We start from the raw sequence: 11,941 nt of genomic DNA, 5'->3' as shown, positions 1-11,941 counted from the left end.
GCAACCGCCTCGGCGACGCCGCCGAGGCCCGGGCCGAGCTGACCGCCGAACTGGAGGGCGAGCGCGCGGCCCATGCCGCCCGTCTCGACGAGCTGCGCCGGGCCGAGGCGAGTGCCGAGCGCAAGTTCGCCGCCTTGGCGCAGGAGGCGCTGGGGCGCAACGCCGAGAGTTTTCTGGGGCTGGTGTCGGAGCGGTTCGAGAGCCATCGGGCGGCTGCGACGGCGGATCTCGACGCCCGACGCCTCGCCATCGAGGGCCTGGTGAAACCGGTGGCCGAGAGCCTGGGAAAATTCGAGGCGGTGGTGGGGGAGCTCGAAAAGGCCCGCGCCGGGGCCTATGCCGAGATCCGCGAGCAGGTGTCGGCGCTGGCGCTTGGCCAGAAGGGGCTGAGCGCCGAGACCGGCAAACTGGTCCAGGCCCTGCGCGCGCCCCAGACCCGCGGCCGCTGGGGAGAATTCCAGCTGCGCCAGGTGTTCGAGATGGCGGGAATGCTGGAGCATGTCGATTTCGCGATGGAATCCGGGTTCGCGACCGACGAAGGCCGTCGCCGCCCCGACGCGCTGGTTCGCCTGCCCGGCGGCAAATGCGTGGTGGTCGATGCGAAGACCCCGCTCGACGCCTATCTGACCGCGCTGGAGGCGACCGATCCCGACGCCCAGCGCGCCGCGCTCGCCCATCATGCGCGCCAGCTCCGCTCTCATGTGCGGATGCTCGGCTCCAAGGAATACTGGCGCACGCTGCCCGAGACCCCGGATTTCGTGGTGATGTTCGTGCCCGGCGAGGCGTTCTACGCCGCCGCCATGGCCGAGGATCCCGGCATCTTCGAGACCGCGCTGGAGGCGAAGGTTCTGGTGTGCTCGCCCACCACCCTGATCGCGCTGATCAAATCGGTCGCCTATGGCTGGCGGCAGGAGCGTCTGGCCGAGAACGCCGAGGCGGTCGCCCGCGACGCCCGTCTGCTCTACGACCGGCTCGCGCGGTTCGGGACGCTGCTGGACGGGGTGGGCAAGGGCCTGCGTGGGGCGGTGGACAAGTATAACGACGCGGTCGGCTCGCTGGAAACGCGGGTGCTGCCCGCCGCGCGCCGGTTCGAGACGGCGGGGGTGCTCGAGGCGGGGCAGAGCCTCGCCGCGCCGGCGCGGGCCGAGGGCGCGATTCGTCCCCTGACCGCGCCCGAACATGCGCTTCCGGCAGCCGCCCCGGCGCGCTGAATCGGCCGCTGATTCGGAGCGGCTCAAAACGCACCTGTTAATAAATCGTAAACGCCGAACGCCTTTGACAAAGATTCACATATTCATGATTGTCCTGTGCCCGACTCTGTGCTGTAGACGGTCCCCGTCTCGCCCCTCACGTTTCATTCAGCTGCCGAGCGACCCATGATCTCCGTTTCCAGAACCATCGCCGTCGCCTGCGTCATGTCCTCCTCCGCCATCGGCGCCGCGCAAGCCGCGAGCCTCAGCGCCGCGGGCGGCTTCAACGCCATCATTTTCGAGGATTTCGACACCTCCGGCGGCGATACGGAGGGGCGCCTGGCGGTGGGCGGCACGCTGACCGTGAACGGCAGCTATTCCGTCGGCGGCTGCTCGTCGCCCGGATGCACGGTCTATGAGGCGCCGTCCTCGTCCCTGCCGCAGTCCAGCGGGGCGCGCGATGATCTGGTGGTCGGCGGCGACCTCGCCAATTCCGGCTCCGCCACGGTCAGCTGGGACCAGCAGGCGGGCAATGTGGTGATCGGCGGAAGCCTGGCGCCCACGGTGTCCATCACCAGCTCGGGCGCCGGCAACACGGTGACCGACGGCGTGGGCGACGTGTCGTCCTCCTTCGACTTCGCCGCGGCGCGGACGGCGCTGCAATCGGCCTCCGCCGAGCTCGCCGCGCTGACGCCGGTCGCGGGGCAGGCGGGGGTCGTGGACGAGGACAGCGACGCCTTCCTCACCCTGCGCGGCATGGATGCGTCGCTCAACGTCTTCAATCTCACCGCGGCGCAGTGGAATTCCGCCAGCTTCGGCAAGACCCGCGTGATCGACGTGCCGCTGGGCTCGCGCGTGCTGATCAACGTCGCCGGCCAGACCATGAACGCGCTGAGCGGCAGCGTCAGCTTCGGCGAGGCCGGTTGCGCCAATACCTACACCTGCGAGCAGGCGTCGAGCTACGCCTCCAACGTCATGGTGAACTACTACGAGGCGACGTCGATCGTGATGGGCGCCTTCGCGCATGAAGGCTCGATGCTCGCGCCGCTCGCCGCGATGACGGTGGTGGGCGGGGTGGTCAACGGGCAGGCGGCGTTGTCCTCGGTGGTCAGCTCGTCGGGTTTCGAATTCCACCTTCGCGACGACAACGGGACGGATTTCTCGGACCTGCTGTCCGCCGAGGCCGAGCCGTCCTCGGTGCCGGCGCCCGCCGCCCTGCCGCTGCTGGCCGCGGGCCTTGGCGCGCTGGGGCTGGCGCGCCGGAGCCGTCGCCGGGGCTGACCTTTCGCGATCCGCCGAACAGACACGAAAAAGGGGCGGCCCGCAGGCCGCCCCTTTTCACGTTCAGGACCTGTCAGGCGCCTGGCGCTCAGAAGCGCAGCGCCTTGGCCTGGGTCACCTGCGGCAGCGCGAAGATCTGCTCCAGCATCGCCTTGGTCAGCGGCTCGTCCACGCCGAGCAGCGCGATCGCCTCGCCGCCCTTCTCCGACCGGCCCAGCGCGAAGGTGGCGATGTTCACCCCCAGCTCGCCCAGCTTCGCCCCCAGCGCGCCGATGAAGCCCGGCGCGTCGTTGTTGGTGGTGTAGAGCATGTTGGGCAGCGGATCTGCCTCGAGGTCGATGCCCTTGATCTGGATGATCCGCGGCTTGTTGTCGGAGAAGACGGTGCCGGCGACGGCGCGGGTCTGCTTCTCGGTCGTCACCACCAGGCGCACATAGGAGCCGTAGGCGCCCTGCGCATCCTTGCGGGTCTCGGAGATCTTGATGCCGCGCTCGCGCGCCACCACCGGGGCCGAGACCATGTTGACGCCGCCTTCGCCGACCACCGGGGTCAGCAGCGCCGCCACGATGGCGCAGGTCAGCGGCTTCTGGTTCAGCTGGCCGACGCGGCCCACATATTCGATGTCGATGGCGAGGATCGGGTTCTCGGTCACCTGCCCGGCGAAGCCGCCCAGCGCCTCGCAGACCGCGATCCAGGGTTTGAGGATCGGGGCTTCCTCGGCCGTCACCGACGGCGCGTTGATGGCGTTGGAGATCGCGCCGCGCACCAGATAGTCCGACATCTGCTCGGCCACCTGCAGGGCCACGTTCTCCTGCGCCTCGTTGGTCGAGGCGCCCAGATGCGGGGTGCAGACCACGTTGGGGGCGGAGAAGAGCACGTTCTCCTTGGCCGGCTCCACATTGTAGACGTCGAAGGCGGCGCCGGCGAGGTGGCCCGACTTCAGCGCCTCGGCCACCGCCTCCTCATCGACCAGCCCGCCGCGGGCGCAGTTGATCAGGCGGGCGCCCGGCTTCATCTTCGCGATCCGCTCGGCCGACAGGATGTTCGCGGTCTGCGCGGTTTTCGGCAGATGCAGGGTGACGAAATCGGCCTTGGCGAGCAGGTCCTCGACGTCGTCGAACTTCTCCACCCCCAGCTCCACGGCGCGCTCGGCCGACAGGAACGGGTCGTAGGCGGCGACCTTCATCTTCAGCCCGATGGCGCGCGAGGCGACGACCGAGCCGATATTGCCGCAGCCGATCACGCCCAGCGTCTTGCCGGTGATCTCGGAGCCCATGAACTTCGACTTCTCCCACTTGCCGGCGCGGGTCGAGGCGTCGGCTTCGGGGATCTGGCGGGCGCAGGCGAACATCATGGCGATGGCGTGCTCGGCGGTGGTGATCGAGTTGCCGAAGGGCGTGTTCATCACCACGATGCCCCTGGCGGACGCGGCGGGGATGTCGACATTGTCGACGCCGATCCCGGCGCGGCCGATGACCTTGAGGTTGGCGGCCTTCTCGAGCAGCGCCGCGGTGGCCTTGGTGGCCGAGCGGATGGCGAGCCCGTCATAGTCGCCGATGATGGCGGCGAGCTTCTCGGGATCCTTGCCGAGATTGGGCTGGAAATCGACCTCGACGCCGTTGTCGCGGAAGATCTGGACGGCGGCTTCCGAGAGCTCGTCGGAAATCAGAACCTTGGGCATGGGATGCTCCTTGGATGCGTTGCGCCCCGGCGCGGGATGCGGCCTGGGGCCGGCCTCGGGTGGGGCCGGGAGATGCGGGAAGGGGGGCCCTCCCCCGGATCAGGGGGAGGGGGGGAGGTTTCGCATGCGAAACCGCAGTATTCAGACGGTCGCGAGTTCGGCCTTGGCGTTCGCGAAGGCCCAGTCGAGCCAGGGCGTCAGCGCCTCGACATCGGCGGTGTCGACGGTCGCCCCGCACCAGATGCGCAGCCCGGCCGGCGCGTCGCGATAGCCGTTGATGTCGAGGGCCGCGCCCTCCTTCTCCAGCGCCGTCACCATCTTCTTGACGAAGGCGCGCTGGCCTGCGTCATCCATCGCCGCGACCGCCGGATCGGTGATGGTCAGGCAGACCGAGGTGTTGGACCGCGCGTCAGGCGCCGCGACCAGGTTCTCCACCCATGCGGTCCGGTCCACCCAGGACTGGATCGCATCGAGGTTGGCGTCGGCGCGGGCGGCCACGGCGGGCGCGCCGCCGATTTCCTCGAACCACTCCAGCGCGTCGAGCGCATCGGCCACGCACAGCATCGAGGGGGTGTTGATCGTCTCGCCCTTGAAGATCCCGTCGATCAGCTTGCCGCCCTTGGTCATGCGGAAGATCTTCGGGAGGGGGCGGGGGGGGACGTAGGATTCAAGCCGCTCCACCGCGCGGGGGGAGAGGATCAGGATGCCATGCGCGCCCTCGCCGCCCATCACCTTCTGCCAGGAGAAGGTGAAGACGTCGATCTTCGACCAGTCGGCGCTCTGGGCGAAAGCCGCCGAGGTGGCGTCGACGAAGGTCAGCCCGGCGCGGTCGGCCGGGATCCAATCGAAATTGGGGATCTTCGCGCCCGAGGTGGTGCCGTTCTGGGTGAAGCAGATGTCGGCGTCCGCCGCGCGCACGGCCGAAAAATCGGGCAGCACGCCGTAATCGGCGGTGATCACCCGGCAATCGTCGAGCTTGAGCTGCTTGGTGGCGTCGGTGGCCCAGCCGGCGCCGAAGCTCTCCCAGGCCAGCATGTCGACGGGCCGGGCGCCCAGCATCGACCACATCGCCATCTCGAAGGCGCCGGTGTCGGAGGCGGGGACGATGCCGACCTTGAAGTCCGCGGGCACGCCGAGCAGCTTCGCGGTCAGTTCGATGACCTGCTTGAGCTGCGCCTTGGGGCCGGAGGCGCGATGCGAGCGGCCGAGCCACGCCTTTTCGGCGACGGCGGTCAGGGACCAGCCGGGGCGCTTCGGGCAGGGACCGGAAGAGAATTCGGGACGCGCAGGCAGGGCCTGCGGCTTCGCGGCGAACGTCATCAGACGTACTCCATCGTAAGGGCGAGATCGCTGAGCCGCCGTCGCTCGCCCTAACCCGACGACCGGCCCGCCGCCTCGCTACGCCTGAGCGGGGATGCGGTCAAGTCGGAAAATGCGCTTGATGCGCCGGGCCTGGCGCAGGGCTGCGGCGGCGCGGTGACCCAGGGGCAGGGCGCCCCGCATCGCGAAGCCGATGCGCGGGGCGGAGGGGGCTCGACGCCCCCTTCGCTCCGGTTTTCGCGCCCGTCAGGCCGCGCGCGCCGCCGCCGAAACCGCGGCGCAGATCTCGTCGACCACCGCCGCGACCAGACCCGGATCCTCGCCCTCGGCCATCACCCTTATCAACGGCTCGGTGCCCGATTTGCGGATCAGCACCCGGCCGGACCCGTCCAGCCGCGCCTGACCCGCCGCGATCGCCGCCTGGACCGCAGGCCGCTCCAGCGGCGTCTCCCCGGCCGCGTAGCGCACGTTCCTGAGGATCTGGGGCAGGGCTTCGAACCGCGCGCAGGTCTCCGACGCCGGCTTGCCATCCTCGACCAGCGCCGCCAGCACCTGCAGCCCGGCCAGCAGCCCGTCGCCGGTGGTGGCGTGGTCGGACATCACGATATGGCCCGACTGCTCGCCGCCCAGATTGTAGTTGCCGCGCCGCATCGCCTCGACCACGTAGCGGTCGCCGACCTTGGTGCGCAGCAGGCGCACGCCGATCTCGTCCAGCCGTCGTTCCAGCCCCAGATTGGACATCACGGTGGCGACCAGCGCGTCGCCCCGCAGCACCCCGTCGCGGCGCCAGCGCTCGGCGATCAGGGCCATGATCTGGTCGCCGTCGACCACGGTCCCGGTTTCGTCGACCACGATCAGCCGGTCGGCGTCCCCATCGAGCGCGAGGCCCACATCCGCGCCATGGGCGAGCACCGTCTCGGCGCAGGTCAGCGGGTAGGTCGACCCGCAGCGCTCATTGATGTTGACGCCGTTGGGGGCGACGCCGACCGGGATCACCTCGGCCCCCAGCTCCCACAGCACCATCGGGGCGGTGCGGTAGGCGGCGCCGTTGGCGCAGTCGACCACCACCTTGAGCCCGTCGAGGCGCAAAGCCCGCGGAAAGCTGCCCTTGGCGTTTTCGATGTAGCGTCCCAACCCGTCGTCGATGCGTTTGGCCCGGCCCAGATCCGGCGCGTCGACCAGCGCGGGGGGGCGGCCCATCATCGCCTCGATCGCGGTCTCCGCCTCGTCCGACAGCTTGTAGCCGTCCGGCCCGAACAGCTTTATGCCGTTGTCGTTGAACGGGTTGTGGGAGGCGGAGATCATCACGCCGGCATCCGCCCGCAGGCTTTTGGTCAGCATCCCCACCGCGGGCGTCGGCATCGGGCCCAGCAGGAACACGTCCATCCCGGCGGAAAGGAAGCCCGCGGTCATCGCCTGCTCCAGCATGTAGCCCGACAGCCGCGTGTCCTTGCCGATCACCACCCGGTGCCGGTGCTTGCCGCGGCGGAAATGCTCGCCCGCCGCCTGGCCGAGGCGCAGCGCCACCTCGGGCGTCATCGGATGGGCGTTGGCGCGGCCGCGCACCCCGTCGGTGCCGAACAACGATCTGGTCACGGGCGGTCCTCCGTCCGGGGGGCGGCGCCGGATCCTCCGGCGAAAGAGCCTCCGCGGTATCCGAGCCGGGGCCGCGGGTCCATAAGCCGGGGCCCTTGCGGCGATAAAACTTTTTCAGAGTGTGAAATTATCCGTGAAAGGCAAAACGTGTGTGGTTCATTGCGTTCGCCATCCGCGCTGCTTACCTTGCGATGCAGTGAGACGATGCAATGGGGATTCCCGCCATGGCCAAGGCCTTCAAACCGCTGGTTCTGACCGCCAACGCCCTGCAGGGCGGCGAGTCGGTCTGGTGGACCGGCGCGCGCTGGTCCGATGATTTCGCCGAGGCGATGGCGGCGATGACCGAGGCGGAGGCGGCGATCTTCGACGCCATCGCGGCCGCGCCGTTCACGCAAGGGCTGGTGGTCGGCGCCTATGTCGTCGAGGTTCAGGTCACGCCGCAGGGTCTGGCCCCCGCGTCCCGCCGCGAAGCGATCCGGGCCGCGATGCGCCCGACCTTCGACTACATGGCCGGCGCCGAGCAGGCGACCCGCGCGGCCTGAAGGCCGCCCCACCCGAGACAGCCCGCCAGTTCACCGCGGCCGCCGCCGCGCCGAGGACCCGCACATGTACCGTTACGACGAATTCGACGCCAAGATCGTCAACCAGCGCGTCGCCCAGTTCCGCGGCCAGGTCGAGCGGCGCCTTTCCGGCGCGCTGACCGAGGACGAGTTCAAGCCGCTGCGCCTGATGAACGGCCTTTACCTGCAGCTGCACGCCTACATGCTGCGGGTGGCGATCCCCTACGGCACGCTCGGCGCCGCGCAGATGCGCCAGCTGGCGATGATCGCCGAGCGCTATGACCGCGGCTACGGCCATTTCACCACCCGCCAGAACATCCAGTTCAACTGGCCGAAGCTGGCGGAGATCCCCGACGTGCTCCAGCACCTCGCGGATGTGGAGATGCATGCGATCCAGACGTCGGGCAACTGCATCCGCAACACCACCTCCGACCCCTATGCCGGGGCCGCGCGGGACGAGATCGAGGATCCGCGCCCGACCTGCGAGCTGATCCGGCAGTGGTCGACGCTTCATCCCGAGTTCACGTTCCTGGGCCGCAAGTTCAAGATCGCCGTGACCGGGGCCGCGCAGGACCGCGCCGCGATCCGGGTGCACGACATCGGCATCCAGATCGTGACCAACGCGGCCGGCGCCGTCGGCTACAGGATGTTCGTCGGCGGCGGTCAGGGCCGCACCCCGATGATCGCCCCGGTGATCCGCGATTTCCTGCCGCGCGAGGACCTGCTGCCCTGGCTCGAAGCGGCGCTGCGCGTCTACAACCTGCACGGTCGTAGGGACAACAAGTACAAGGCCCGCATCAAGATTCTCGTGCATGAGATGGGTGCGGAGGCCTACGCCCGCGAGGTCGAGGAGGAGTTCGCGCGCATGGATCGCGACGTGCTCGCCCCCGACGCGGAGGAGCTGGCGCGGATCGACGCCTATTTCGCCGCGCCGGATTTCGCCGTGCTGCCCGACGAAAGCGCCCGGCTGAACGCCGCGAAGAAGGCTGACCCCGGCTTCGCGGCTTGGGTGGAGCAGAACACCGTCGCCCACAAGGCGCAGGGCTACGCGATCGCGGTGATCTCCCTGAAACCCATCGGCGGCGCGCCCGGCGATGCGACCGCCGAGCAGATGCGGGCCATGGCTCAGGCGGCCGAACGCTTCAGCCTCGATGAGCTGCGCATCACCCATGAGCAGAACGTGGTGCTGCCGCATGTGAAGAAGGACGATCTGCCCTCGCTCTACGCGCTGCTGAAATCGCAGGGGCTGCATGCGGCCAATCTCGGCCTTGTGACCGACATCATCGCCTGCCCGGGGCTGGACTATTGCGCGCTGGCGACGGCGCGGTCGATCCCGGTGGCGCAGGCCATCGCCGAGCGCTTCGCCGACGAGGACCGCCAGCGCCGCATCGGCCCGCTCGCGCTGAAAATCTCGGGCTGCATCAACGCCTGCGGGCACCACCATGTCGGCCATATCGGCATCCTCGGGCTCGATAAGGCGGGGGTGGAATCCTACCAGATCACCCTCGGCGGGGCGCCGGGCGAGGACGCTTCGGTCGGCGAGCGCACCGGGCCGGGGTTTTCGTATGAAGACGTGCCCGACGTCATCGAAAAGCTCGTCGACCGCTACCTGGAGATCCGCCTGAGCGGCGAAACCTTCCTCCAGACCTACCGCCGCGCCGGGATGCCGGCTTTCAAGGAGGCGATCTATGCCGTTGCGTGATGCGAACGGGCCGATCCCCGACACCTGGGTGAAGCTGGCCGAAGGTCAGGCGGCGCCGAAGGGCGAGAAGGTCATTCTGGATGAGACCCGGCTACGGACCGAGGCGATCCCCGCCGGCGTCTCCGGCCTCGGCATCCTCATCGGCCCCGACGCAGATGCGCGGGCGCTGGGCGACCTGCTGCCGCGGCTGGGGCTGGTGGCGATCCGGTTTCCGTCCTTTGCGGACGGGCGCGGGTTCTCCATCGCCCGCCGCCTGCGGGGGCTGGGTTTTCGGGGGGAGATCCGGGCCGTGGGTCCGGTGATCGCGGACCAGTATCCGATGCTGCTGGCCGTCGGCTTCGACACCATCGAAGTGCCCGAAACCCTTGCCGCCCGCCAGCCCGAGCCGCAATGGCGGGAGGCGAAGGACGCGGTGAGCCTCAGCTACCAGTCGGGTCTGACCCGGGGCACGGTCTCGATCTTCGAGGCGCGGCGCGCCGCGCGTGGCGAGGCCCGCGGCCCGCGCGCCGACCGCGCGGCGCCCGAGACCGCCGAGCAGATGGCCGCGCGGCTCAACGCCAAATACGCCGGCGCCACCGCGCAGGAAGTGCTGCGCGCCGGGCTCGAGAAGGAGTTCCGGGGCGGGATCGCCATGGTCTCGTCCTTCGGGGCGGAATCGGCCGCGCTGCTGCACATGGTCAGCCAGATCGACAAGGCGGCGCCGGTGCTGTTCCTTGAGACGGGGATGCTGTTCCCGGCGACGCTCGCCTATCAGCAGGAGCTTGCCGAGCATCTGGGCCTGACCGGCGTGCGCCTGGTGCGGCCGGACCACGCCCAGGTGAAGGGCGAGGATCCGGACGGCGACCTGCACAAGGAATATGCCGACAGCTGCTGCGACCTGCGCAAGACAAGGCCGCTGGAACGCGCGCTCGCCCCGTTCCAGGCCTGGATCACCGGGCGCAAGCGTTTCCAGACCGCCGACCGCGCCGACCTCATGCTCTTCGAGGCCGATGCCGCGGGCCGGGTGAAGCTGAACCCGTTGGCCAACTGGGACGCGAAGATGGTCGCGGCCTATATGGACGCGCACAATCTGCCCCGGCACCCGATGGTGTCGGAGGGGTTCCCGAGCCTCGGCTGCGCGCCCTGCACCAGCAAGGTGAAGCCGGGCGAGGATCCGCGGGCGGGCCGCTGGCGCGGGTCCGACAAGACCGAATGCGGCATCCACATCGTCGACGGCCGCGTGGTGCGCGAGAACCCGCAGGCGGCCTGACCTGCTCTCGCTCGGACGGACCATCACGGCGCGGCCCTGCAAGGGGCCGCGCCGTTTTCATGTGCCGGGGGCGGTTGCGCCGCCCGGCGCGCCGCGCGAAGTTCGCGCCAACCGAAAAATGGGAGGACCTCCGATGCCCGATACGCTGCCGACCCGCACGCTGGCCATGCGCTCCACCCTCACCGCGGGGGGCGAGCTGCGGCTCGGCCTGCATGAGGTCGATCTGCCCGCCCCCGGTCCCGACGACGTGGTGGTGCGGGTCGAGGCCTCGCCGATCAACCCCTCGGACATTCTCGTGCTGCTCGGCCCGGCGGAGCCAGAGGATCTGAAGGCGGCCGAGATCGACGGGCGGCCCGGGCTGGCGGCCCAGGTCCCGGAGGCGCGGATGGGCGGCATGGGCACGCGGCTCGATCTGGCGCTGCCGGTGGGCAACGAAGGGTCGGGCGTGGTGATCGGGGCGGGCGTGGGCGCGGCGGCGCAGGCGCTGATGGGACGCCGGGTCGCGATGCGGGGCGGGGGCATGTATGCGCGGCTGCGCACCCTGCGCGCCGTGGACTGCCTGCCCCTGCCCGAGAACGCGGGCCCCGAGGAGGGCGCCGCGGCCTTCGTCAACCCGATGACCGCGCTCAGCATGCTCGAGACCATGCGGCTGGAGGGGCATACGGCGCTGATCCACACCGCCGCCGCCTCCAATCTCGGCCGGATGCTGGTGCGGATCTGCAAGGCCGACGGGGTCGGATTGGTGAATGTGGTCCGCTCGGACGCGCAGGCGGAGATTTTGCGGGCGGAGGGGGCGGCGTTCGTCTGCGTCAGCTCGGCCGCCTCGTTCGACGCCGATCTGGAGGCGGCCATCGCGGCGACGGGGGCGACGCTCGCCTTCGACGCGGTGGGGGGCGGCGATCTGGGCGGACGGATCATCAACGCGATGGAGCGGGGGATGGCGCGCGACAAGCCGTGGAGCCCCTACGGCACCTCGGTGAAGAAGCAGGTCTATCACTACGGGCTGCTGGATCAGGGGCCGATCGTGATCCCGCAAGGCATGGGGCTGAGCTGGTCGGCGGGGGGGTGGCTGCTGACCAACTTCCTGCTCGCCGCCGGGGGCGAGGTGGCCTCCCGGCTGCGGGCCCGGGTGGCGGCGGAGCTGACCACCACGTTCGCGAGCCGCTACACCGCCCGGATCTCGCTGGAGGAGGCGCTGGAACCGGAGACGGCGCGGGCCTGGGCGCGGCGGGCGACGGGTGAGAAATACCTGGTCCGCCCCGACCGCGAAGGCTGACGCGTGGCCTTGGGCGGCGAGGCAGGCGGCGCGACGACCGAAGCGCCGTCGGCCCCCGCATGCCCGCGCCGCCTTCGACCGGCGAC

At 70.1% G+C, this 11,941-nt stretch carries 9 protein-coding genes; 6 read left to right on the top strand and 3 right to left on the bottom strand.

Annotated elements, in window-relative coordinates:
* Positions 1-1,211, top strand: a 1,211-nt coding sequence (locus tag ACTB72_RS17100; RefSeq protein WP_463038221.1) for a DNA recombination protein RmuC, incomplete at its 5' end; no start/stop codon positions are given.
* Positions 1,212-1,376: 165 nt separating this feature from the next.
* The gene (locus ACTB72_RS17095; RefSeq protein WP_463038220.1) at positions 1,377-2,471 is read left to right on the top strand and encodes a collagen-binding domain-containing protein; all 1,095 of its coding nucleotides are present in this window, start codon (positions 1,377-1,379) and stop codon (positions 2,469-2,471) included.
* A gap of 88 nt (positions 2,472-2,559) precedes the next feature.
* Here ACTB72_RS17095 and serA read toward each other — a convergent pair whose 3' ends face one another.
* The 3 genes from serA to glmM form a co-directional block, all read right to left on the bottom strand.
* Positions 2,560-4,152 (bottom strand): phosphoglycerate dehydrogenase, encoded by a 1,593-nt coding sequence (gene serA / locus ACTB72_RS17090; protein WP_463038219.1) that lies wholly within the window; start codon positions 4,150-4,152, stop codon positions 2,560-2,562.
* 141 nt (positions 4,153-4,293) lie between these two features.
* Positions 4,294-5,472, bottom strand: a complete 1,179-nt coding sequence (locus tag ACTB72_RS17085; protein ID WP_463038218.1) for a phosphoserine transaminase — start codon at positions 5,470-5,472, stop codon at positions 4,294-4,296.
* A 246-nt stretch (positions 5,473-5,718) separates the two neighbouring features.
* Positions 5,719-7,068, bottom strand: coding sequence for a phosphoglucosamine mutase (gene glmM / locus ACTB72_RS17080; protein WP_463038217.1), 1,350 nt, complete (start codon positions 7,066-7,068; stop codon positions 5,719-5,721).
* 224 nt (positions 7,069-7,292) lie between these two features.
* Between glmM and ACTB72_RS17075 the strand changes: the two genes are divergently transcribed.
* From ACTB72_RS17075 to ACTB72_RS17060, 4 genes are all read left to right on the top strand, one after another.
* Positions 7,293-7,610 (top strand): DUF2849 domain-containing protein, encoded by a 318-nt coding sequence (locus ACTB72_RS17075; RefSeq protein ID WP_463038216.1) that lies wholly within the window; start codon positions 7,293-7,295, stop codon positions 7,608-7,610.
* Positions 7,611-7,674: 64 nt separating this feature from the next.
* Positions 7,675-9,330: a nitrite/sulfite reductase gene (locus ACTB72_RS17070; protein WP_463038215.1), complete on the top strand. Its 1,656-nt coding sequence runs from the start codon at positions 7,675-7,677 to the stop codon at positions 9,328-9,330.
* Positions 9,317-10,579 (top strand): phosphoadenylyl-sulfate reductase, encoded by a 1,263-nt coding sequence (locus ACTB72_RS17065; protein WP_463038214.1) that lies wholly within the window; start codon positions 9,317-9,319, stop codon positions 10,577-10,579. Before ACTB72_RS17070 ends, ACTB72_RS17065 begins: the two co-directional genes overlap by 14 nt.
* A 133-nt stretch (positions 10,580-10,712) precedes the next feature.
* Positions 10,713-11,855 (top strand): MDR/zinc-dependent alcohol dehydrogenase-like family protein, encoded by a 1,143-nt coding sequence (locus tag ACTB72_RS17060; protein WP_463038213.1) that lies wholly within the window; start codon positions 10,713-10,715, stop codon positions 11,853-11,855.
* The last annotated feature ends 86 nt before the right edge of the window (positions 11,856-11,941 follow it).

The organism is Albimonas sp. (genome assembly GCF_055129145.1).
Note: the sequence above shows the minus strand (reverse complement) of the source record. Positions and strands in the feature narration are given on the sequence as shown.